This is a genomic window from Streptomyces boncukensis, assembly GCF_011045075.1.
Lineage (GTDB): Bacteria > Actinomycetota > Actinomycetes > Streptomycetales > Streptomycetaceae > Streptomyces > Streptomyces boncukensis.
In genome coordinates this window covers 1-21,493 of the sequence record NZ_JAAKZZ010000081.1, presented here as the reverse complement: position 1 = coordinate 21,493, position 21,493 = coordinate 1, and the positions used below count along the sequence as shown (strand labels likewise).

Below are 21,493 nucleotides of genomic sequence, written 5' to 3'. Positions count from 1 at the left end.
CTTCACCAGGGGCGGGCGGTGCCGGTCGGCGCGGCGCTGCGGAGCACGCGCGCGGATGGCTCGCTTCGGGGCGCGAGCCGGTTCAGGCGGCGCTGCTCAGGCGGGGGCCCTCAGCGGGCACACATTCGCCGCATGGCGCGCATACGCGGACAACGAGCACCGGGCGCGGTTTTCGCCTCGGTCGCAAGGGTGCGGCAGCTCGTCGTGTTCATGGGGCCCAGTAAAGCAGACGGCGCGGTACCAGCGGGGTGGACCGTCCGGCATGCGGACACCGTTCCGGACGCCCCGGCACCGCCGCACCCCGCGCTCACTCCCCCGCGACGACCTCCAGCTCACCCGCTGTGACCTGCGCGGATACGGCTGAGAGGTCATCCACGACGACATCCGCGCGCAGCTCGTCACGAGGGTGCGTTGTGGCCAAGCCCACGGTGGTCATGCCCGCCCTGCGCCCCGCCTCCAGGCCGGCCGGGGCGTCCTCGAAGACCACGCAGCGCGCCGGATCCACGCCCAGCTTCCGGGCCGCCAGCAGATACGGCTCCGGGTCGGGCTTCCCCCGGGTGATGTCGTCGGCGGCTATGACCAGCGGGGCCTCGACGCCCACCCGGCGCAGCCGCGCGTCGGCCAGCTCCCGGGTGGCGGAGGTCACCACGGCCCAGCGCTCCTGGGGCAGCGCGCGCAGCAGCGCGGCGGTGCCCGGAAGCAGCCGTACGCCCCCGCCGCCGTCGCCCTCGACGTCCTCGACCTCCAGCCGCTCGATCCGCGCCAGCGCCTCCGGCACCCGTGCGGCGGGCACCAGGTCCGCGACGACCTCGGCCGCGGGCCGCCCGTGCAGCCCGACGGCGGCGAACTCCGCCTCGTCGACGGAGAACTCCCGGGCCCAGACGGTCCAGCAGCGGGTCACGGACTCCATGGAGGAGAGCAGAGTCCCGTCGTTGTCGAAAAGCAGGGCGGCTGGGCTGATCCTCATGGCCGCCAGCGTACGGGAGGCTCCGCGGGGGCCCGCACGGGCCGCGGTGCGGCCCCTTCTAGACTTTGCCCATGCTCACCCCGCTCACGGTCGCGCTCGCCGTGGCCGCGCTCGCGCTGGCCGCGTGGTGCGGCTGGGCGGCCTACCGCGACCAGCCCACCAAGGACTGGCACTTCATCGGCATGGCCGCGGTCACGGTGCTGGCGCTGGTCCAGCTCGTCGTGGGCGCCGTGAAGCTCGCCACCGGCGAGGACCCGGCCGACGGCGCGGTGATCTTCGTCTCGTATCTGGTCGGCGTCGTGGCCTGCGTCCCGGTGGTGGGGCTGATCTCGCTGACCGAGCGCACGAAGTGGGGCTCGCTGACCGTGGTGGCCGGCGCGGTGGTGCTGGCCGTGCTGGAGGTGCGGCTGTATGACATCTGGGGAGGCGGGGCGAGTGGCTGACACCCGGTCGGAGCCGGAGTCCCGGGGCGGCGGCATCGCGAGCGGCCCCGGCAAGCTGCTGGTGACGCTGTACGGCATCTTCACGGTGGGCGCGGCCTCGCGCTCGATCGTCCAGCTGACGACGAGGTTCGACGAGGCGCCGCTGGCCTATGTGCTCTCGGCGGTGGCAGCGCTGGTGTACGCGTTCATCACCGTCTCGCTGGTACGGGGCGGAGAGGGGGCCCGCAAGGCCGCGTTCGGCTGCTGCTGCCTGGAGCTGGCGGGCGTGCTCGCCGTGGGCACGTGGACCCTGGTGGAGCCGTCCGCCTTTCCGGACGCGACCGTGTGGTCGGACTACGGCATGGGCTACCTGTTCATTCCGGTGATCCTTCCGGTGACCGGACTGATGTGGCTGCGGCGGCGGACGCGGGGTGCCGCAGGTCCCTAGGGCCCTGCGGCAGTGCCCCGGAGGGGCGCCCTCGGCGCACCGGATCACGCGCTCGCCGCGTACGCCGCTGCGTCCTTGGCCATGGCGACCAGCACCACCGCGCGGTCCCGCTCCGTGCCGACGGGGGCGTAGCCGTTCCGGCGGTAGAGGCGGAGGTTGCCCTCGCTCTTGCTGCCCGTCACCAGGTGGTACCGCTTCGCGGCCCGCTCGGTCGCCAGCCGGTCCTCGACGGCGGTCAGCAGCCGCCCGCCCAGTCCGTGCCGCTGGAGCCTGGGGTGCACGATCAGCCGGCCGATGCGCGCCGTGCCGTCCTCGTCGACCCGGCCGCGCACCGAGCCGACGACCTCCTCGCCGAGCCGGGCCACCAGGACGCAGCAGCCGTCCAGCTCGCGGCGGAGGTCGGCGAGGGTCTGGGTGAGCGGCTCGATGCCGTAGTCACCGCAGATCTCGGCCTCGCGCTGGAAGCAGAGGTACTGCAGCTTCAGGATCTGCTCGGCATCGTGTTCGGTCGCCGCAGAGATGGTCACGCTCATACCCATGTGCGCATGCCTCCCCAAGTTGTGTCCGCGCGGGCACGCGAGGGTGAGGGTGCTGTGCCCGAGCTGTCTGCCCCGGTGCCGCCGGTCGCCTCTCGCACCCTTCCCCGGAGTCGGGGTGCCGCAACCTCCGCTGCCAGCATTCTGCGCAGGCGGGCCAGGCAACGGGAACGGAGCGGGCCCAGACTCCCCTGTGACATTCCCAACTCGCGGGCGATCTGGGGGTAGGTGGGGTCCGAACGGGCGAGCAGCGCACGGAGTACGGCGGGGCACCGGCCGGGCAGCCCGGAAGCAGCGGCGGCGAGGGCACGGCGGCACTCGGCGGCCAGCAGCGGCGCCTCGGCGTCGGACACCGGGTCGGCGAGTCCGTCCGCCGCGGTGACCCGGGACGGGGGCCGCTGGACCGGTGCCCGGCCGGGCACCGGGTACGGCCGCTGCCGCGCGGCCTCGGCGCGTACGGCGGCGCGCAGCCAGTCGCCGGGCGGCGCGGGCGGCGCACCCGTCGTACGGGTGTGCTGCAGCCAGCGCAGCAGAACGCCCTGCCGCAGGTCGGCGGGGTCGGTGCCGGGACACGCCGCGGCCTCCGCCGCGCACTCGGCGTCCAGCAGGGCGGTGAGCCGCGGGCCCGGCAGGGTGTGCTCCTCCACACGGCACCGCACGCGCGCCGTCCGCCCGGCGGTTGCGGGGCGGACGGCGCGTCACCCGTACGGGGTCACTTCCGGGCGCGGAAGTCCTCCGCTGCGAGCAGGCCGGTGTCCGCGTTGTCGGTGAAGATGCCGTCGATCCCGGTCTCGAAGTAGCGCTGGAAGGCGCCGAACGCGTCGCCGTAGGCGTTGGGGTCGCTGCCCTTGCGGAACTCGGTGGGCAGGAAGGTGTTCTCGTTGCGCATGGTGTACGGGTGCAGCACCAGCTGGTGCGCGTGCGCGTCCCGCACCAGGGTGGTGGGCTCGCCCAGGGAGCCGTCCGCCTTCTTGGGGATGACGAGGTCGACGAGGGGCCCGATGCCCTTGGCGAAGCCCGCCATCCACGCCAGGCCCTCGGGCTTGATGAGGTCGCCGACCGTGCGCGGGTCGCCCGCCTCGACGAAGTCCCAGGGCTGCGAGTCGGCCGTCCACAGCAGCACCACGCCGGGGCAGTCCACCAGCTTGCTCAGCCGCTGGATGCTGCTCGGCTCGAAGGACTGCAGGAAGTTGGGCGAGTGGGCCCTGTGCCGGTGGTACTTGCGCAGCAGCCGGGCGAGCGGCTTCTCCAGGCCGAGGCCGATGCTGCGGAAGTAGCTGGGGTGCTTGGTCTCGATGTGCAGCCAGACGCGGCGCCCGTGCCCCCGCTCCCGCTTCCGGGCCCAGGTCAGGACCTCCTCCAGGGTGGGGATCTCCCAGCGGCCGTCGTAGAGCGTGTTGTGCTGGCGGGTGCCGGGGATGCGCTCCTTGGCGCGCAGCGTCTTCAGCTCCCGGAGCGTGAAGTCCTCGGTGAACCAGCCCGTCAGCTCCTCGCCGTCCACCTTCTTGGTGGTCTTGCGGCCGGCGAACTCGGGGTGGTCTGCGACATCGGTGGTGCCGGTGATGTCGTTCTCGTGACGGCAGACCAGGTGCCCGTCCTTGGTGGAGACGACGTCCTGCTCGATGACGTCGGCGCCCATGTCGAACGCGAGCTGGTAGGAGCCCAGGGTGTGCTCGGGGCGGTAGCCGCTGGCGCCGCGGTGGGCCACGATGGCGGGTACGGGGAGCCGGTGGCCGCCGTGCCGGCCGCGCCCTCCGCCCTTGCCGGCCGCCCCGGACGCGTCCGCCGCCTGGGCCGTTCCCTGGCCGAGCGCGCCCGCACCCACCCCGGCCGCGCCCAGCACCGCCGCCCCGAGCAGGGTTCTCCGGCCCGGCTGCTGCTCCTGTCCCATCGGCTCTCCTCAGCACTTCGCGGTGCCGCTGTCCGGCACCTGACACAGAACGCGCCGATCCTAGACGCGGCGCCGGAACGGAGGGGAGACGCGGGCCCGAACAGCGGGGAAACACGTAACCGATGGGGCGAATGGGATGACGGGGACATGGGCAAAGCGGGAGTAATCCGCGTCAACTCGTCGCATCGAGCCGCTGCACCCGGTGTGCAACCCGCGGGTAGCGGCGAGTATCGTCCTCAACTGCGCGTCCGTCTCGCGCGACCAACACCGACTGGGCGGAGGGTCCGTTGTCCCGTTTCCGGCTGATCAAGGCAGTGCTCGGCCCGCTTCTGCGTGTGCTGTTCCGCCCCCAGGTCGAGGGAGCGGAGCGGATTCCCGGCTCGGGCCCTGTGATCCTGGCCGGGAACCACCTCACGTTCATCGACTCGATGGTGCTGCCGCTGGTCACCGACCGGCAGGTGTTCTTCATCGGCAAGGACGAGTACGTCACGGGCAAGACCCTCAAGGGCCGCCTGATGGCCTGGTTCTTCACCGGCTGCGGGATGATCCCGGTCGACCGGGACGGCGGGCACGGCGGTGTCGCCGCGCTGATGACCGGGCGCCGGGTGCTGGAGGAGGGCAACATCTTCGGCATCTACCCGGAGGGCACCCGCTCCCCCGACGGCCGGCTGTACCGGGGCCGTACCGGCATCGCCCGGCTGGCCCTGATGACCGGGGCGCCGGTCGTCCCGTTCGCGATGATCGGTACGGACAAGCTGCAGCCGGGCGGCAAGGGGATGCCGCGGGTCGGGGGCGGGCGCCGGATCACCGTCCGGTTCGGCGAGCCGCTGGACTTCGCGCGGTACGACGGCATGGGCCGCGACCGCTATGTGCTCCGCGCGGTGACGGACGAGGTGATGAGCCACGTCATGCGCCTCTCCGGTCAGGAGTACGTCGACATCTACGCCACGAAGGCGAAGGCGGCGTAACGCGCCCAGCCCTCCGGCGCCCCCCGACCGGGCGTCCCGCACGGGGTCACCACAAGGTCACCGCCCCGGGGCCGGAGTGGACGGGTCCTCCTCCGGGATGTCGCCGAGCCGCTGGTCCTTCAGCAGGTGCCAGGCGAGCAGGGAGGCCCCCAGCAGTACGGCGGCGCCGACTCCGGCGCCCAGCCGCAGCCCCTCCGTGAAGGTCTCCTGAGCCGCTGTCAGCAGCCGCTCCCCCGCCGGGCCCGGCAGTGCGTGGGCCGTCTCGACCGCTTCGCCCAGCGAGTGCCGTGCGTTGTCGGCCGCCCCGCCCGGCACCCCCGGCGGGGTGTCGAACGAGCGGTAGACCCCGGTCACCACGGAGCCGAGCAGCGCGATGCCGAGGGCGGCACCCAGCTCGTACGCCGTCTCCGAGACCGCGGAGGCGGCACCGGCCTGCTCCTTCGGCACGGTGGAGAGGATGACGTCGGCCGTCACGGTGAAGGCGAGCCCCGCGCCGAAGCCCAAGACCAGCAGTGCGCTGCCCAGCAGCGGATAGCCCGTGGACGGCTGGAGCAGCACACAGGAGCCGAGCGCCAGCCCGACCGCCGCGAGCCCGCCCGCCACGGCGCCGCGCACCGAGGTGCGCCGGGCGATGGCGCCGGCGAAGAGTCCGGTCACCACGGCCCCGAGCGCGGCCGGCAGCTCGGCGAGCCCGGCCTCGAACGGCGTGCGGGACTGCACCATCTGCAGGAACTGCGAGAGGAAGAAGACCAGTCCGGACAGCCCGAGAATGGTCAGCAGGTCGGCCAGCACGGCACCGCTGAAGCCCCGGCTGGCGAACAGCCGCATGTCCAGCAGCGGTGCGGGCAGCCGCAGCTGACGGCGTACGAACCAGGTCAGCGCGGTCAGCCCTACGACGGCCGCGACCGCCACGTCCCAGCGGAGGCCGTATGCCGCGCCCTCCTTGACGGCGTAGACCACGGCGATGATCCCCACCATCGACAGACCGACGCTCGGCAGGTCCCAGGGGCCGGGCGCGGGGTTCCGCGACTCCGGCAGCAGCTTGGCGCCGACGAGCACCAGTACGGCCATCACCGGCAGGTTGATCAGAAAGACCGAGCCCCACCAGAAGTGCTCCAGCAGAAAGCCGCCGACGACCGGTCCGACGGCGGTGCCGGCCGCCGCCGCCGCGCCCCAGATGCCGACGGCGACGCTGCGCTCGCGGGAGTCGTGGAAGAGGTTGCGGATCAGCGCGAGCGTGGAGGGCATCAGCGTCGCGCCCGCGACCCCCAGCAGCGCCCGCCATACGATCATCGCCTCGGCGCTGTGCGCGTAGGCCGTGAGCACCGAGAGCGCGCCGAACGCGACCGAGCCGGTGAGCAGCAGCTTCTTGCGGCCGATCCGGTCGCCGAGGCTGCCCATGGACACCAGCAGCCCGGCGATGACGAAGGAGTACACATCGCCGATCCACAGCAGCTGGGTGCTGGACGGGCGCAGGTCCTCGCTGAGGAACGGGACGGCCAGGCCGAGCACCGTGGCGTCGATGCCGACCAGCAGCACGGCCAGCACCAGCACGGCGAGCGCCAGCCAGCGCAGCGGCTGCGGCTGGGTCCGGTCGGCCTGTCCCGGGCTCGCGTCCCTCACGCCTCCGCCCTCCGCAGCGCGCCGCCGAGCAGCAGCTCGGTGGTCATCCGTACGGCGTCGCGGGAGGCGATCTTGCCGTCCTGCACCGCCCAGGCCGAGGTGGCGACGAGCGAGTAGAGCGCCTCGACCAGCCAGGCGGGCGTGAGGTCGAGGCGGAAGGTGCCGTCCTCCTGCCCGCGCTGGAAGACGGCGCCGATCCTGGCGTCGATCCGGTTCCACCCCTCGTGGAGCTCTCCGGGCTCGAAGAGCTGGTTCTCGGTCACCAGGAAGGCGAGGAAGCCGGCGAGCGGCCGGGCCTCGGCGACCATGCGGCGCACGGCGTCGGCGGCGTCCCCTTCCTCGGGGCGTGCCGCCTCCAGCGCGGCCTCCAGCCGCCGCAGTCCGAGCTGCTCCAGGGCCCGCACGAGCGCTTCGCGCCCGGCGAAGTGCCGGTGCAGGGTGGCGCGGCTGACGCCGGCCGCCCTGGCGATCTCGTCCATGGAGGAGGTCGGCCTCCGGGTCAGCAGCTCGGCGGCCTGGCTCAGCAGCTCTTCACGATCCACACTCATGAGACAAGGTTAGACCAAATGAGACAGTGATGTCTCATCCCTTATCCCGGAGCGGCGCTGAGCGTCCCGGAGCGGCGCGGAGTCAGCTCCAGGGCAGCCGCGAGCGGTGCCGCCAGTACTCCTCCGCCCCCTCCGCCAGCGCCGTGAGCCGGTCGAGCTGCGCGGTGCCGAAGTCGACGGCGGCGGCGAGCAGGTTGGTGTGCAGCTCGGCCGCGGTGGCGGCGCCGGAGAGGACGACGCCCGCCCACGGGCGGCGCAGCACCGCGGCGAGAGCCACGGCGTCCGGGCTCGTCCCGGCCTCGTCGGCGACCGCGCGCAGCGCCTCAGGGGCGTGCTCCCCGGCCAGCCGCCCGTTCGCCAGCGCCTCCTTGACGATGACGGTCAGCCCGGCCTCGTACGCCTCGGACAGCGCCTCGCCCGCCGAGCACTCCAGCAGGTTGTAGGTGCTCTGAACGGTGCGGAAGAGCCGCTCGCCGTCCACCGTCACCTCCAGCGCGGCGCGGACGACGTCCGCCTGGGCCGGTCCGCTGGTGCTGAAGCCCACCGTGACGCCGTCCGCTGCCAGCGCGGCGAGGCGGGCGTGCAGCGCGGTGTCGGTGAGCGCGGGGCTGTCCGGGGTGAGGGAGTGGATCTGGTACAGGTCCAGCCGGTCGCCCAGCTGTTCCCGGGTCTCGCCGAGCTGCCGTGCGAACGCCTCGGTGCCGTGGTCCTTCACCTCGTGCACCTCGGCGTCCAGCCGCCACTCCCCCGTGTAGGTGTAGCCCCACTTGCTGCCGACGACCAGGTCCTGGATCTCGGGGTTGAGGCGCAGCCACTCGCCGAGGAACTCCTCGGCCCGGCCGTAGGAGCGGGCCGTGTCGATATAGCGGACGCCCTGCGCGTAGGCCGCGTCGAGCAGCTCGTGGGTGCGGGTGCGCAGGGCCTCGGGGCTGCGGTCCGGCAGCTCGGCCTCCCGGCCGAGGGTGATATAGGCGGGGCGGCCGACGGCGGCGAGCCCCAGGCCGAGGTGGGCCGTCGGGGTCGTCGCCGAGGCGAGGCGGGTGAAGGGCACGGGAGACTCCCAGCTCGGTCGGCTCTTTCCGGGGCCGCACCACCGTACCGGGCGCGCTCAGCCCTTGGCCGCAGCCCACTCCCGCTGGGCCCGCAGGTCCTCGCGGAAGGCGGCGAGCTGCCGGGCGACGGCCGACGGCGCGGTGCCGCCGTGCCCGTCCCGGGCTGCCAGCGCCCCGGGCACGCTGAGCACGTCGCGCACGCCGGGCGTCAGCTGCGGGGAGATCGCGGCGAACTGCTCGTCCGTCAGCTCGTGCAGCTCGATGCCCTCGCGCTCGCACACCTGCACGCACTCGCCCGCCACCTCGTGCGCCACCCGGAACGGCACTCCCCGCTTCACCAGCCACTCGGCGATGTCCGTGGCGAGCGAGAACCCGGCGGGCGCCAGCTCGGCCATCCGGTCGCCGTGCACGGTGAGCGTGGCCACCATCCCGGTGAAGGCCGGGAGCAGGAGCTCCAGCTGGTCGACGGAGTCGAAGACCGGCTCCTTGTCCTCCTGGAGGTCCCGGTTGTAGGCGAGCGGGAGCGCCTTGAGCGTGGCGAGCAGCCCGGTCAGGTTGCCGATCAGCCGTCCGGACTTGCCGCGCGCCAGCTCGGCGATGTCGGGGTTCTTCTTCTGCGGCATGATCGACGAGCCGGTGGAGAAGGCGTCGTGCAGCGTCACGAAGGAGAACTCCCTGGTGTTCCACAGGATGACCTCCTCGGCGAGCTTCGAGACATCCACCCCGATCATCGCGGTGACGAACGCGAACTCCGCCGCGAAGTCCCGTGCCGCCGTGCCGTCGATCGAGTTGGGCGAGCTGCCCCGCTCGAAGCCCAGCTCGGCGGCGACGGCCTCCGGGTCGAGGCCGAGGGACGAGCCCGCGAGCGCGCCGGAGCCGTACGGCGAGACGGCGGTGCGCGCGTCCCACTGGCGCAGCCGCTCCGCGTCCCGGGCCAGCGCCTGGGCATGGGCCAGGACATGGTGCGCGAACAGCACCGGCTGCGCGTGCTGGAGGTGGGTGCGGCCCGGCATCGCCACCTCCGGGTGCGCCTCGGCGAGGCCGACGAGGGCCTCCTGGAGGTCGGCCAGCAGCCCGCCGAGCGTGCGCGCGTGCTCGCGCAGGCACATCCGGAAGAGCGTGGCGATCTGGTCGTTGCGGGAGCGGCCCGCGCGCAGCTTGCCGCCGAGCTCCGGGCCGACGCGCTCCAGCAGGCCGCGCTCCAGCGCGGTGTGCACGTCCTCGTCGGCGACCGTGCCCGTGAAGTCGCCGGCGGCGACGTCGGCCTCCAGCCGGTCGAGCCCCTCCAGCATGCGCTGAAGCTCGTCCTGGGTGAGCAGGCCCGCCTGGTGCAGGACCCGGGCATGGGCGCGGGAGCCCGCGATGTCGTACGGCGCGAGGCGCCAGTCGAAGTGGACGGAGGCGGAGAGCTTCTCCAGGGCCTCGCTCGGTCCGTCGGCGAACCGGCCGCCCCACAGGCGGATGTCGTCGTTGCCGTTGCTGCTCACGTGCGTCGCCTGCTCCTGGCTGGAAGGTGCGGTCCCGTCGGCGGCCGGGCACCGGTGGGTGCCCGCCGTAGTGCCCGTGCCGGCTGTCGTTACGCCTGGTCGCGCTTGGCGGCGATCTTCGAGGAGAGGCCGAAGATCTCGATGAAGCCCTTGGACATCGACTGGTCGAACGTGTCGCCCGTGTCGTACGTCGCGAGGTTGAAGTCGTACAGCGACTGGTCGGACTTCCGGCCGGTGACCACCGCGCGCCCGCCGTGCAGGGTCATCCGGATGTCACCGCTCACGTGCTCGTTGGCCTCCTCGATGAAGCCGTCCAGGGCCCGCTTGAGCGGCGAGAACCACAGGCCGTCGTAGACCAGCTCGGTCCACCGCTGCTCCACCTGCCGCTTGTACCGCGCCAGCTCGCGCTCGACGGTGACGTTCTCCAGCTCCTGGTGGGCGGTGATCAGGGCGATGCCGCCCGGGGACTCGTACACCTCGCGGGACTTGATGCCCACGAGCCGGTCCTCCACCATGTCGATCCGGCCGACGCCCTGGGCGCCCGCCCGCTCGTTGAGCTGCTGGATGGCCTGGAGGACGGTGACCGGCTTGCCGTCGAGGGCGACCGGGACGCCCTTCTCGAAGGTGATGACGACCTCGTCGGCCTCGCGCGGGGTGGCGGGGTTGGAGGTGTAGTCGTAGACGTCCTCGACGGGGGCGTTCCAGATGTCCTCCAGGAAGCCGGTCTCCACGGCCCGTCCGAAGACGTTCTGGTCGATGGAGTAGGGCGACTTCTTGGTGGTGGCGATCGGGAGGCCCTTCTCCTCGCAGAAGGCGATGGCCTTGTCCCGCGTCATCGCGTAGTCCCGCACGGGGGCGATGCACTTCAGATCGGGCGCGAGGGAGGAGATGCCCGCCTCGAACCGCACCTGGTCGTTGCCCTTGCCGGTGCAGCCGTGCGCCACGGTGCCCGCGCCGTGCTTGCGCGCGGCCGCCACCAGGTGCTTGACGATGGTGGGCCGGGAGAGCGCGGACACCAGCGGGTACCGGTCCATGTAGAGGCCGTTGGCCTTGATCGCCGGGAGGCAGTACTCCTCGGCGAACTCGTCCTTCGCATCCGCGACCTCGGCCTCGACCGCGCCGCAGGCCAGCGCACGCTTGCGGATGACATCCAGGTCCTCGCCGCCCTGGCCGACGTCGACCGCGACGGCGACGACCTCGGCGCCCGTCTCCTCCGCGATCCAGCCGATGCAGACAGACGTGTCCAGGCCGCCTGAGTAGGCGAGTACGACGCGCTCGGTCACGGGCTTCTCCTTTCGATGCATGCGCTGATGGCATAAGTATGCACTCTCTCGTATGTTTCGTCAACGCGCCCCCGAGCCCGGCGGCCCACCGCATGTTGACGCTGTTCACATGCGCCGGATACCGTGCGCCCATGACTGACGTCCCCACCCTTGCGCGGCAGACCTGGCATCAGCTCGAACCCGTCTACGCCTCGGTGTACTTCGCGCCGCAGATCGCCGAGGAGTCCCGGGCCCTCGGCTACGACACCTCCGAGCGCTGGCCCTCGTACTTCGCGCTGCGCGCGGCGCCGCTCGGTGCGGTGGGCCCGGAGCCGGTGACCGCCGCCTTCTACAGCTTCAGCCCCGCCACGGTGCGCACACACGTCCCCGGCGTCTGGCGCACCGCCGAGCCCTCCGCCGTGCTCGCGGCCCGGCTGCGCGGGGTCGACCGCACACTGCGCGCCGTGCTCGGGGAGCGGCTCGCCGACCCGGGGATCGCCGAGGCCGCCGCGCTCGCCCGTACGGCCGCCGAGGCGTGCCCGCTGCCCGGACGCCCGCTGGCCGCGGCGAACGCCGCGCTCGGCTGGCCGGACGAGCCGCACCTGGTGCTGTGGCAGGCCGCCAACGTGCTGCGGGAGCACCGCGGGGACGGCCATCTGGCCGCGCTGCTGACCGCCGGACTGGACGGCTGCGAGTCCCTGGTCTCCTTCGCGGCGGTGGACGCGGCGCCCGAGGAGAACTTCGCGGCGCGCGGCTGGAGCGCGCCGGAGTGGGAGGCGGCCCGCGCGCGGCTCGCCGAGCGCGGGCTGGTGGACGCGGACGGCAAGGCCACCGAGCGCGGCCGACAGCTGCGGGACGACGTCGAGCGGACGACGGACGAGCTGGCCGCCGAGCCGTACCGGGCGCTCGGCGCGGAGGGCTGCGCGCGGCTGGCGGAGCTGAACCGCCCCGTCTTCGGCGCCGTCCTGGAGACGGGGCTGCTCCCCGCGCAGTCGACCCTCGGCATCCTGACCGTCCGGGCACCGGCTCCGCGCTAGGCAAGCCGTGTCCGGCCGGTCGGGCTGGGCCGGGGCTGCCCCTTGCAGATGCATCGAGTGCGCCCCGTCAGGGGCGCGGGGAACTGCGCGCGCAACCACGGCGATAGCCGCACCCTGCGACGCGGCAGCACGGGGCAGCCCCGGCAGAGGGCAACCGTGACGTGATCCGCCGGGGCCACATGCCGAGACACGCTTGCGCGGTCCGTGCTCAGGGGCGTTCCCTCACACGGTGCGATCCGAACAGCGGAAGGGCGCCCGGCGCGCCGTCACCCTCTTCCCCCTCCTCGTGGTGCTCGCGGGCGCCCTCGGTCTGGTGAGCCCGGACCGCTTCACCTCCGGGGCCGAGGCGGTGCCCTACCTCCTCGGCGTCGTGATGTTCTGCATGGGGCTGACCATGACGCTGCCGGACTTCCGCAGCGTCGTACGCCGCCCGTGGGCGGTCGCGCTGGGCCTCGCGGCGCAGTACCTGGTGATGCCGGGGCTGGGCTGGCTCGTCGCCCAGTCGCTGGGGCTGTCCGCGCAGCTCGCGGCCGGGCTGATCCTGGTCGGCTGCTCGCCGGGCGGCACCGCCTCGAACGTCGTCAGCTATCTGGCGCGCGGTGACGTGGCGCTGTCGGTGTCCATCACCTCGGTCTCCACGCTGGTCGCGCCGCTGCTGACGCCGCCGCTCACGCTGTTCCTCGCGGGCGAGTTCCTGCCGGTGGACACCGGTTCGATGGTGTGGGACATCCTCAAGACGGTGCTGCTGCCGGTGCTCGGCGGGCTGCTGGTGCGGCTGCTCGCGGGCCGCTACGTCGAGCGGGCGCTGCCCGTGCTGCCCTGGATGTCGGCGGTGACGATCGCGGCCATCGTCACCATCGTGGTGGCGGGCAGCGCGGACGCCATCAAGTCGGCGGCGGCGCTGGTCTTCGTCGCCGTGGTGCTGCACAACGGCCTGGGCCTGGCCCTCGGCTACGGCGTGGGACGGCTGGCCCGGCTGGGCGAACCCGCGGGCCGCGCCCTGGCCTTCGAGGTCGGTATGCAGAACTCGGGGCTCGCCGCCTCGCTGGCCACGGCGCACTTCAGCCCGCTGGCGGCGCTGCCCGCCGCCGTCTTCTCGGTCTGGCACAACGTCTCGGGGGCGCTGGCCGCCGCGTGGTTCGCGCGCCGCGACCGCGCCGGCGCCCCCGAGGGCTCCGCAGCCCCCGAGGGCCCCGAGAGCGGTGCTGCGGGCTACGCCGGGTCGAGCCGGTAGACGTCTCCGCGCAGCGCGAGGACGTAGAGCTCCTTGTCCCCGTCCTGGGCGAACGCGGCGACGTTGCCGCCGCTGACGCCGAGGCTGTGCCGGCCGGTGACCTGGCCGTTGTCCATCTCCAGCGACCGGATGGTGCCGTCGCAGTAGTCGCTGTAGACGTACTGGCCGGTCAGCTCCGCTAGCGCGGCGCCGCGGTAGACGTAGCCGCCGGTGACCGAGCAGCCGCCGCCGGTGCGCCCGTACTCGAAGACCGGCGGGACGTGGTTGGCCGGCTCCTGGCCGCGGACCGGCAGGGTGCCCTCCATCCGGGCCCAGCCGTAGTTCTCGCCGCCCTCGCTGTCGGCGGGCGCCCAGTCGATCTCCTCGCGCCGGTTCTGCCCCACGTCGCCGATCAGCAGGTCGCCCTTGTCGGCGTCGAAGGAGAACCGCCAGGGGTTGCGCAGGCCGTACGACCAGATCTCGTCGCGCCCCGGCTTCCCCACGAAGGGGTTGTCCTGCGGGATCGCGTACGGGGAGCCGCCGGTGGGGTCGATCCGCAGCATCTTGCCGAGCAGCGAGTTCATGTCCTGCCCGTTGTCCTGCGGGTCGTTGGCGCTGCCGCCGTCGCCGAACCCGATGTAGAGCATGCCGTCCGGGCCGAAGGCGAGGTCGCCGCCGTTGTGGTTGGAGTACGGCTGCCGCTGGGTGAGCACCGTACGGCGGGTGTTCTGCTGGATCTCGCCGTTCTCGACGGCGAACTCGTCGACGGTGCTGGTGCCGCTCCGGTCGGTGAAGGCGATGTAGAAGTGGGCGAACTCGGGGTCGAAGGTGAGCCCGAGCAGCCCCCGTTCGCCGTCCGTGGTGGTCTCGCCGGAGATGTCGAGGACGGGCGCGCCGAGCCCGTCGTCGCCCAGTACCCGTACCCGGCCCGCCCGTTCGGCGATCCAGACGGAGCCGTCGGGCCCGGCGGCGCCGGCGGTGGGGCTCTGGGCGTCGGCCACCTTCGTCAGCGAGGCGTCGGCCTGCCGGGGGGTCTCCTTGTCCTGCTTGTCCTGGGCTGACGCCGTGGAGAAGGCGAGCGAGGCGGCGAGTAAGAACGTGGTGCCGATGAGGGCCGAGCGCTTGCGAACTTTCACCGTGAACCTCCTGGAGGCATCGGTTCCTGGTTCACCCGGCTGCTGGAGGGTGTGGGGGAGGGAGTGTCACCCGAGCCAGCACGCAACCTGGGTGGGGGGTGTTGTGCAACCGGCTTCCCGTGAGGGTAATCGCGCGCACCTGTTCGGAGGAATACCGCGCCGCTCCCGGAGGCGGCCTACCGCTCCTTCTGCGCCAGGCCCAGCAGATGGTCCGCCAGCGCCTGGCCGCCTTGCGGATCGCGGCTGATCAGCAGCAGGGTGTCGTCGCCCGCGATGGTGCCGATGATCTCGTGGACGCCCGCCTGGTCGATGGCCGAGGCCAGGAACTGGGCCGCGCCGGGCGGGGTACGGAGCACGACCAGATTCGCGGACGCCTCCGCGGAGATGAGGAGCTCCCCGGCGAGCCGGGCCATCCTCGCCTCGCTGGCGGACTCGCCGAGCGGGGCCCGGGGGGTGGGGTCGCCGCCCTCGGCGGGCACGGCGTAGATGAGTTCGCCGCCGGTGTTGCGGATCTTCACCGCGCCCAGCTCGTCGAGGTCCCGGGAGAGGGTGGCCTGGGTGACCGTGAGGCCGTCGTCGGCCAGCAGCTTGGCCAGCTGGCTCTGCGAGCGGACCGGCTGCCGGCTCAGGATGTCGACGATCCGGCGGTGGCGCGCCGTCCGCGTCTGCGGTACGGCCTGGCCCCCGTGGTGCTCCTCGGTCATCGTCCACATGTCCCTTCGGCTCTCATCGGCTCATCGGTCCCGTGCCGCACCCGCTGCCGCGTCGAGGACGGCGGGCAGCGCGGACACGAGCGCGTCCGCCTCCGCGGCGGAGAGCAGCAGCGGCGGAGCGAGCCGCACCACGTCCGGGGCGACGGCGTTCACCAGGAAACCCGCATCCTGCGCCGCCTGCTGCGCCTGCGGCGCGAACGGCTGGGACAGCACGATACCCAGCAGCAGGCCCGCGCCGCGGACCTCGGTCACACTCGGATGGCCGATTCCCAGCACGCCGTCGCGCAGCCGGGCCCCGACGCGCTTGACGTGGTCGAGCAGGCCGTCGGCCTCGATCGTCTCCAGCACCGCGAGACCGGCGGCGCAGGCGACCGGGTTGCCGCCGAAGGTCGAGCCGTGCTGGCCGGGCGTCAGAAGCGTGGCCGCCTCGCCGAAGGCGAGGGTGGCGCCGAGCGGCAGACCGCCGCCCAGGCCCTTGGCCAGGGTGATCACATCGGGCTCGACGCCCTCGGCCTGGCAGGCGAACCAGTGTCCGGTGCGGCCGATGCCCGTCTGGACCTCGTCCAGGACGAGGAGGGCACCGGTGGCCGCGGTGATCTCCCGGGCCGCCGCGAGATAGCCGGCGGGCGGGACGACGACCCCGTTCTCCCCCTGCAGGGGCTCCAGGACCACCAGCGCGGTCTCCTCGGTGACGGCCGCGCGCAGCGCCTCCGCGTCGCCGTAGGGAATGTGGGTCACCTCGCCCGGCAGCGGCAGGAACGGATCCTGCTTGGCGGGCTGGCCGGTGAGCGCGAGGGCGCCCATCGTCCGGCCGTGGAAGCCGCCGAGGGCGGCGACCATGTGCGAGCGCCCGGTGCGCCGTCCGATCTTGAACGCGGCCTCCACGGCCTCGGCGCCGGAATTGGCGAAATAGACCCGGCCGTCGCCGGGCCGGCCGGCCAGCTCCAGCAGCCGCTCGGCCAGCGCGACGGTCGGCTCGGCCAGGAAGAGGTTGGACACATGGCCGAGGGTGCCGATCTGGTCGGACACCGCGCGGACCACGGCGGGATGAGCGGTGCCGAGCGCGTTGACGGCGATGCCGCCGACGAAGTCGAGGTACTCGTTGCCGGCCGCGTCCCACAGCCGGGCGCCCTCGCCGTGCGTGAGGGGGAGGCGGGGGGTGCCGTAGTTGTCCATCAGGGCGCCCCGCCAGCGGGCGGTGAGGGCGGAGTCGCCGTGCGGCGCTGCGGTCATGCTGCGGCCTCCTTGGCGTCGCCGTCCGCGACACGGTCGGCGACGGACGCGTCGGCATCGGACAGGTCGGCATTGGACAGGTCGGCGTCGGACGGGTCGGCAGCGGAGCGGTCGGCAGCGGAGCTGGGATCGCCGGAGACGCTGTCGCCGGGAACGCCGTCGCCGGAGACCCGGTCGTCAGGGTCAGGGGCCCGGTCCTCCGATTCCCCGTCCTGCCGGGAGTCCGGTACGACCATCGTGCCGATGCCCCGGTTCGTGAAGATCTCCAGCAGGACCGCGTGCGGGACACGCCCGTCGAGCACCCGGGCGGTGCGCACTCCGTTGCGCACCGCGTGCAGGCAGCCCGCCATCTTGGGGACCATGCCGCTGGCCAGACCGGGCAGCATCCGCTCCAGCTCCCGGGCGGTCAGTCTGCCGATGACCTCGTCGCTGTGCGGCCAGTCCTCGTACAGGCCCTCGACGTCGGTGAGCACCATCAGCGCCTCGGCCCCCAGCGCGGCGGCGAGGGCCGCAGCGGCCGTGTCCGCGTTGACGTTGAAGACGCCCGTCCCGTCGTCCGTGCTGTCGGCGCTGCGGGCGATGGACGAGATGACGGGAATCCGCCCGTCGTCCAGCAGCGCGCCTATCACGCCCGGATCGACGGCGTCGACCTCGCCGACGCGGCCGAGGTCCACACGCTCGCCGTCGATGTCCGCGTAGCGCTTGGTGGCGGCCATGATGTGCGCGTCCTCGCCGGTCATGCCCACGGCGAGCGGGCCGTGCTGGTTGAGGAGGTTGACGAGTTCCCGCTGCACCTGTCCGGCCAGCACCATCCGTACGACGTCCATCGCCTCGGGAGTGGTCACCCGCAGCCCGGCCTTGAACTCCGACTCCAGGCCGAACGCGTCGAGCTGCTTGCTGATCTGCGGGCCGCCGCCGTGCACCACGACGGGGCGCAGGCCCGCGTGCCGCAGGAAGACGACGTCCTGCGCGAAGGCGGACTTCAACTCCTCGTCCACCATCGCGTTGCCGCCGAACTTGATGACGACGGTCTTGCCGCGGTGCCGGATGATCCAGGGCAGCGCCTCGATGAGGGCCTCGGCCTTGGGAAGGGCGGTGTGTTTGCGGGGGGCTGACGTCCGCTCGTGCGAGTGCTTGATCGTCATCACGACTTCCAGGAGGGGAAGGGGCCCGCCCAGGCAGCGGGGCGGGCGGTGCGTCGGACGGTGGCGGGGAGGCAGGAGGGAAGGGTCCGGCCCCGCACTCCTTCGGGCGGGCGCGTCACGACGAGTACGCGCTGTTCTCGTGGACGTAGTCCGCCGTCAGGTCGTTGGTCCAGATCACGGCGCCGGCGTCACCGGCCGCGAGGTCCGCGGTGATCCGGACCTCGCGGTAGCGCATGTCGACCAGGTCGCGGTCCTCGCCGAAGGAGCCGTCACGGCACACCCAGACGCCGTTGACGGCGACACTGAGCCGGTCCGGGTCGAAGGTGGCGTCCGTGGTGCCGATGGCGGACAGCACCCGGCCCCAGTTGGGGTCCTCGCCGTGCAGGGCGCACTTGAGGAGGTTGCTGCGGGCGACGGTGCGCCCGACCGTGACGGCCTCCTCCTCGGTGAGCGCCCCGGTGACCTCGATTCTGATGTCCTTGCTGGCACCCTCCGCGTCCCGGATGAGCTGCTGCCCGAGGTCGTCGCACACGGCGCGGACGGCCTCGGTGAACTCCGCCTCGTCCGGCACCGTTCCGGCGGCGCCGGAGGCCAGCAGCAGCACGGTGTCGTTGGTCGACATGCAGCCGTCGGAGTCGATCCGGTCGAAGGTCGTACGCGTCGCGGAGCGCAGCGCGGAGTCCAGCGCCGCGGAGTCGAGGTCGGCGTCGGTGGTGAGGACGACGAGCATGGTGGCGAGGCCCGGCGCGAGCATGCCCGCGCCCTTGGCCATGCCGCCGACGGTCCAGCCGCCCGTGCCCTCGCGGACGGCCGTCTTGTGGACCGTGTCGGTGGTCTTGATGGCGATCGCCGCCTTCTCGCCCCCGTGCGCCGACAGCGCTTCGGCGGCCTGCTGGACGCCGGGCAGCAGCTTGTCCATGGGGAGGAGGGTGCCGATCAGCCCGGTGGAGGCGACGGCCACCTCGCCCGCGCTGTGCCCCAGGGCCTCGGCGGCCCTCTCGGCGGTGGCGTGGGTGTCCTGGAAGCCGCGGGGCCCCGTGCAGGCGTTGGCACCGCCGGAGTTGAGGACGACGGCGGAGACCCGGCCGCCCTTGAGCACCTGCTCCGACCACACGACCGGGGCCGCCTTGACGCGGTTGGCGGTGAAGACCCCGGCCGCCGCCCGGCTCGGGCCGCCGTTGACGACGAGCGCCAGGTCGGGCCCCCCGCTCTCCTTGATCCCGGCGGCGACTCCGGCCGCCGTGAAACCCTTGGGCGCTGTCACGCTCATGGCGCTACCCCGATCGTGGTCAGTCCGAGCCCTTCGGGAAGCCCGAGGGCGATGTTCATGCTCTGGACGGCACCGCCCGCGGTGCCCTTGGTGAGGTTGTCGATGGCGCTGATGGCCAGGAGGCGGCCGGCCTCCTGGTCGTAGGCGACCTGGAGCTGTGCCGTGTTGGAGCCCAGCACGGCGGCGGTGGCGGGCCACTGCCCCTCGGGGAGGAGGGTGACGAACGGCTCGTCCGCGTACGCCTTCTCGTACGCCGCGCGCAGCGTGTCCGGGGCGGCCCCGGCCACGGCTCGCGCTGTGCACGTGGCGAGGATGCCGCGGGCCATGGGGGCGAGGGTCGGGGTGAAGGAGACGCTGACCCGCTCGCCCGCCGCGGCCGACAGGTTCTGGACCATCTCGGGGGTGTGCCGGTGCGTGCCGCCGACGCCGTACGGGCTCATGGAGCCCATCACCTCGCTGCCGAGCAGATGCGGCTTGAGCGCCCGGCCCGCGCCGGAGGCGCCGGAGGCGGCGACGATCACGGCCTCGGGCTCGGCCAGCCCGGCCGCGTACGCGGGCGCCAGCGCGAGGGAGACGGCGGTCGGATAGCACCCGGGGACCGCGATGCGCCGGGACCCCTGGAGCGCCTCGCGGGCCCCGGGCAGCTCGGGGAGGCCGTAGGGCCAGGTGCCGGCGTGCGGGGTGCCGTAGAACCGCTCCCAGTCCGCCGGGTCGGCGAGCCGGAAGTCCGCGCCGCAGTCGACGACGAGCACCCCCTCCCCCAGCTCCTCGGCGACCGCCGCCGACTGGCCGTGCGGCAGCGCCAGGAACACGACGTCGTGCCCGCGCAAGGTGCCGGGCGTAGTCTCCTCCAGGACTCGCTCCGCATACGGGGTGAGATGCGGCTGCAGGCCACCGAGCCGCTGCCCCGCGTTCGCGTGCCCGGTCAGGGCTCCGACCGTGACCTCGGGATGCCCCGCGAGCAGGCGCAGCACCTCCCCGCCCGCGTATCCACTCGCCCCCGCCACTGCCACGCGCACCGTCATGAACCCTCCTCCTCGATGGCATGACTATACGAGTATTGGAACAGTTATGCAATAAGTTCCGGTGTCCCGGTCGCCGGGACGACGAGGCCGGGCGCGCGCAGGAGCTTCGGCGGCATCGGGACGGCCTGGCCCAGGAGACGGCTCCAGGCGTCTTGGAGGTACCCCGGATTTTCGCCCGCCTGCTCCTGACGGCTCCCGGCTGGATCCGCACCGGGCTCGGCGGCGACGACGGGCCGTACACCGTAGAGGAGAGCATTCCGCTCATCGTGGACGTTCCGCTCTCCCACCTCGACAACAAGGGCCTGGCCTACCTGGACCGCTTCGGCGAGCCCGTCCCCTGGTGCCCTGAGAAGCCGCTCTGCGCTGCTCCGCTCTGACCCGACCTGATCGGGCACAGGATGTCGGGTCCGCCGCCCCGGGCGACACATAGCGTCAACAGCGTCAACCGGAAGGAGACGGGGCGTGCTGGACCGGCTCAACGAGGCCATGGACCACATCGAACACCACCTGGACGACACCGTCGACGGCGCCGTGCTGGCACGGGTGGCGGCCACCTCGGAGTACCACCTGCGCCGGATGTTCTCGGCACTGGCGAACATGCCGCTGTCCGAATACATCCGGCGCCGTCGGCTCACCGTCGCGGGCGCCCAGGTGCTCGCCGGCCGCGAGCCGCTGCTGGAGATCGCGGTGCGGTACGGCTACGGCTCCGCAGAGGCGTTCGCACGGGCGTTCCGCGCCATGCACGGTGTCGGGCCCGGCGAGGCCCGGCGGAACGGCGCGGTACTCAGCTCCCAGCCCCGGATCACCTTCCGCCTCACCGTCGAAGGGAGCAGCAGCATGCGCTACCGCATCGTGGACAAGCCCGCGTTCACCGTTGTCGGCCTCAGGACCCGGGTGCCGATGGTGCACCAGGGGCCCAACAAAGCGATCATGGAATTCGTCCGCGGAGTCGAGCCGCGGGTCCGGGAGCATCTGGAGAGCCTGTCGGACCAGGAGCCGCACGGCATCGTCGCGGCCTGCGACGACCTGGACCCGAGTCGCGCCGAGGGCACCGAGCTCGACTACTACTACGGCGTGCTCACCTCCCGCGCCGCCCCCGAGGGCACGACGGCGCTCCCGGTCCCGGCGGGCACCTGGGCGGTCTTCACCACCTCGGGACCCGCACCACAGGCGATCCAGCACCTGTGGCGGGACGTGTTCACCCAGTGGTTCCCGTCGAACCCGTACCGCGGCCGGCCGGGGCCCGAGATCCTGCGCACCCGCCTGTCCGAGGACGGGACGCAGGCGGACGCGGAGCTGTGGCTGCCGGTGGAGGGGGAGGAGGGAGCGTAGCGGAGCGGCTCGGGGCCGGAGGGTGCCCTGGCCACCCGGCCGGAATCCGGACGGAATGCCGAGACTTTCGTTGCCGGACCCTGGACGGTCGGCAGAAGCGGCGGACCGCGGCCGGGGCCTAGCGTCGTCGTCATGTCCGTATCGCGCCGACCGCTGTCGCACCGGCCACGCGGCCCGTCCCGCTC

At 73.0% G+C, this 21,493-nt stretch carries 21 protein-coding genes and 1 pseudogene; 7 read left to right on the top strand and 15 right to left on the bottom strand.

Features of this window, described 5'->3' with window-relative positions; genetic code table 11:
• Positions 1–307: 307 nt before the first annotated feature.
• Entirely contained in the window at positions 308–967 is a 660-nt protein-coding gene (locus G5C65_RS10905; protein ID WP_165298552.1) for an HAD-IA family hydrolase, read from the bottom strand.
• A 71-nt stretch (positions 968–1,038) separates the two neighbouring features.
• On the opposite strand from G5C65_RS10905, the gene G5C65_RS10900 reads away from it, so the two are divergent.
• Together G5C65_RS10900 and G5C65_RS10895 are read left to right on the top strand one after the other, a co-directional pair.
• On the top strand, positions 1,039–1,410 hold the full coding sequence (locus G5C65_RS10900; RefSeq protein ID WP_165298551.1) for a hypothetical protein: 372 nt from the start codon (positions 1,039–1,041) through the stop codon (positions 1,408–1,410).
• Positions 1,379–1,837: a hypothetical protein gene (locus G5C65_RS10895; protein WP_165298550.1), complete on the top strand. Its 459-nt coding sequence runs from the start codon at positions 1,379–1,381 to the stop codon at positions 1,835–1,837. Before G5C65_RS10900 ends, G5C65_RS10895 begins: the two co-directional genes overlap by 32 nt.
• Before the next feature lie 44 nt (positions 1,838–1,881).
• On the opposite strand, the gene G5C65_RS10890 is transcribed toward G5C65_RS10895, so the two are convergent.
• From G5C65_RS10890 to G5C65_RS10880, 3 genes are all read right to left on the bottom strand, one after another.
• Complete coding sequence (locus G5C65_RS10890; RefSeq protein WP_165298549.1) at positions 1,882–2,376, bottom strand: GNAT family N-acetyltransferase; 495 nt, start codon at positions 2,374–2,376, stop codon at positions 1,882–1,884.
• Positions 2,367–3,020: a sigma-70 family RNA polymerase sigma factor gene (locus G5C65_RS10885; protein WP_241265710.1), complete on the bottom strand. Its 654-nt coding sequence runs from the start codon at positions 3,018–3,020 to the stop codon at positions 2,367–2,369. Before G5C65_RS10885 ends, G5C65_RS10890 begins: the two co-directional genes overlap by 10 nt.
• 65 nt (positions 3,021–3,085) lie before the next feature.
• Positions 3,086–4,264 (bottom strand): glycerophosphodiester phosphodiesterase, encoded by a 1,179-nt coding sequence (locus G5C65_RS10880; RefSeq protein WP_165298548.1) that lies wholly within the window; start codon positions 4,262–4,264, stop codon positions 3,086–3,088.
• A 287-nt stretch (positions 4,265–4,551) separates the two neighbouring features.
• On the opposite strand from G5C65_RS10880, the gene G5C65_RS10875 reads away from it, so the two are divergent.
• Positions 4,552–5,232, top strand: coding sequence for a lysophospholipid acyltransferase family protein (locus G5C65_RS10875; RefSeq protein WP_165298547.1), 681 nt, complete (start codon positions 4,552–4,554; stop codon positions 5,230–5,232).
• A 57-nt stretch (positions 5,233–5,289) separates the two neighbouring features.
• Here the strand turns inward: G5C65_RS10875 and G5C65_RS10870 are convergent, their stop codons facing one another.
• The 5 genes from G5C65_RS10870 to G5C65_RS10850 form a co-directional block, all read right to left on the bottom strand.
• Positions 5,290–6,855 carry an MFS transporter gene (locus tag G5C65_RS10870; protein WP_165298546.1) on the bottom strand — a complete coding sequence of 522 codons (1,566 nt, stop codon included), beginning with the start codon at positions 6,853–6,855 and terminating at the stop codon, positions 5,290–5,292.
• Positions 6,852–7,403, bottom strand: coding sequence for a TetR/AcrR family transcriptional regulator (locus tag G5C65_RS10865; RefSeq protein WP_165298545.1), 552 nt, complete (start codon positions 7,401–7,403; stop codon positions 6,852–6,854). The genes G5C65_RS10870 and G5C65_RS10865 overlap by 4 nt, the downstream gene beginning before the upstream one ends.
• A gap of 82 nt (positions 7,404–7,485) precedes the next feature.
• Positions 7,486–8,454 (bottom strand): aldo/keto reductase, encoded by a 969-nt coding sequence (locus G5C65_RS10860; RefSeq protein ID WP_165298544.1) that lies wholly within the window; start codon positions 8,452–8,454, stop codon positions 7,486–7,488.
• A 57-nt stretch (positions 8,455–8,511) separates the two neighbouring features.
• The gene (gene argH / locus G5C65_RS10855; protein WP_165298543.1) at positions 8,512–9,942 is read right to left on the bottom strand and encodes an argininosuccinate lyase; all 1,431 of its coding nucleotides are present in this window, start codon (positions 9,940–9,942) and stop codon (positions 8,512–8,514) included.
• Positions 9,943–10,031: 89 nt separating this feature from the next.
• Entirely contained in the window at positions 10,032–11,225 is a 1,194-nt protein-coding gene (locus G5C65_RS10850; protein WP_165298542.1) for an argininosuccinate synthase, read from the bottom strand.
• Positions 11,226–11,356: 131 nt separating this feature from the next.
• Between G5C65_RS10850 and G5C65_RS10845 the strand changes: the two genes are divergently transcribed.
• A complete protein-coding gene (locus G5C65_RS10845) occupies positions 11,357–12,241 on the top strand; it encodes an SCO6745 family protein (RefSeq protein WP_165298541.1) in 885 nt (294 codons plus the stop codon).
• A 193-nt stretch (positions 12,242–12,434) separates the two neighbouring features.
• Positions 12,435–13,475 (top strand): bile acid:sodium symporter family protein, encoded by a 1,041-nt coding sequence (locus G5C65_RS10840; RefSeq protein ID WP_165298540.1) that lies wholly within the window; start codon positions 12,435–12,437, stop codon positions 13,473–13,475.
• On the opposite strand, the gene G5C65_RS10835 is transcribed toward G5C65_RS10840, so the two are convergent.
• The 6 genes and pseudogenes from G5C65_RS10835 to argC form a co-directional block, all read right to left on the bottom strand.
• Complete coding sequence (locus tag G5C65_RS10835; protein ID WP_165298539.1) at positions 13,454–14,590, bottom strand: PQQ-dependent sugar dehydrogenase; 1,137 nt, start codon at positions 14,588–14,590, stop codon at positions 13,454–13,456. The two genes, G5C65_RS10840 and G5C65_RS10835, sit on opposite strands and share 22 nt — an antisense overlap.
• A gap of 176 nt (positions 14,591–14,766) precedes the next feature.
• Complete coding sequence (locus G5C65_RS10830; RefSeq protein ID WP_165298538.1) at positions 14,767–15,294, bottom strand: arginine repressor; 528 nt, start codon at positions 15,292–15,294, stop codon at positions 14,767–14,769.
• A gap of 30 nt (positions 15,295–15,324) precedes the next feature.
• Positions 15,325–16,536, bottom strand: coding sequence for an acetylornithine transaminase (locus tag G5C65_RS10825; protein WP_165298537.1), 1,212 nt, complete (start codon positions 16,534–16,536; stop codon positions 15,325–15,327).
• 221 nt (positions 16,537–16,757) lie between these two features.
• Positions 16,758–17,681: pseudogene (gene argB / locus G5C65_RS10820) on the bottom strand (acetylglutamate kinase); the annotation flags it as partial.
• Positions 17,682–17,796: 115 nt separating this feature from the next.
• A complete protein-coding gene (gene argJ / locus G5C65_RS10815) occupies positions 17,797–18,951 on the bottom strand; it encodes a bifunctional glutamate N-acetyltransferase/amino-acid acetyltransferase ArgJ (RefSeq protein WP_165298536.1) in 1,155 nt (384 codons plus the stop codon).
• Complete coding sequence (gene argC, locus G5C65_RS10810) at positions 18,948–19,976, bottom strand: N-acetyl-gamma-glutamyl-phosphate reductase (protein ID WP_165298535.1); 1,029 nt, start codon at positions 19,974–19,976, stop codon at positions 18,948–18,950. The genes argJ and argC overlap by 4 nt, the downstream gene beginning before the upstream one ends.
• A 152-nt stretch (positions 19,977–20,128) precedes the next feature.
• Here argC and G5C65_RS10805 point away from each other — a divergent pair, with 152 nt between their 5' ends.
• The gene (locus G5C65_RS10805; RefSeq protein ID WP_420903300.1) at positions 20,129–20,353 is read left to right on the top strand and encodes a Rossmann-fold NAD(P)-binding domain-containing protein; all 225 of its coding nucleotides are present in this window, start codon (positions 20,129–20,131) and stop codon (positions 20,351–20,353) included.
• A gap of 85 nt (positions 20,354–20,438) precedes the next feature.
• Complete coding sequence (locus G5C65_RS10800; RefSeq protein ID WP_165298534.1) at positions 20,439–21,308, top strand: GyrI-like domain-containing protein; 870 nt, start codon at positions 20,439–20,441, stop codon at positions 21,306–21,308.
• The last annotated feature ends 185 nt before the right edge of the window (positions 21,309–21,493 follow it).

Excerpts from the sequence above, each read along its gene's own strand:
- G5C65_RS10905 (WP_165298552.1), bottom strand. The coding sequence starts at position 967 with ATGAGGATCAGCCCAGCCGCCCTGCTTTTCGACAACGACGGGACTCTG.
- G5C65_RS10900 (WP_165298551.1), top strand. The coding sequence starts at position 1,039 with ATGCTCACCCCGCTCACGGTCGCGCTCGCCGTGGCCGCGCTCGCGCTG.
- G5C65_RS10895 (WP_165298550.1), top strand. The coding sequence starts at position 1,379 with ATGACATCTGGGGAGGCGGGGCGAGTGGCTGACACCCGGTCGGAGCCG.
- G5C65_RS10890 (WP_165298549.1), bottom strand. The coding sequence starts at position 2,376 with ATGGGTATGAGCGTGACCATCTCTGCGGCGACCGAACACGATGCCGAG.
- G5C65_RS10880 (WP_165298548.1), bottom strand. The coding sequence starts at position 4,264 with ATGGGACAGGAGCAGCAGCCGGGCCGGAGAACCCTGCTCGGGGCGGCG.
- G5C65_RS10865 (WP_165298545.1), bottom strand. The coding sequence starts at position 7,403 with ATGAGTGTGGATCGTGAAGAGCTGCTGAGCCAGGCCGCCGAGCTGCTG.
- G5C65_RS10845 (WP_165298541.1), top strand. The coding sequence starts at position 11,357 with ATGACTGACGTCCCCACCCTTGCGCGGCAGACCTGGCATCAGCTCGAA.
- G5C65_RS10830 (WP_165298538.1), bottom strand. The coding sequence starts at position 15,294 with ATGACCGAGGAGCACCACGGGGGCCAGGCCGTACCGCAGACGCGGACG.
- G5C65_RS10825 (WP_165298537.1), bottom strand. The coding sequence starts at position 16,536 with ATGACCGCAGCGCCGCACGGCGACTCCGCCCTCACCGCCCGCTGGCGG.
- argJ (WP_165298536.1), bottom strand. The coding sequence starts at position 18,951 with ATGAGCGTGACAGCGCCCAAGGGTTTCACGGCGGCCGGAGTCGCCGCC.
- argC (WP_165298535.1), bottom strand. The coding sequence starts at position 19,976 with ATGACGGTGCGCGTGGCAGTGGCGGGGGCGAGTGGATACGCGGGCGGG.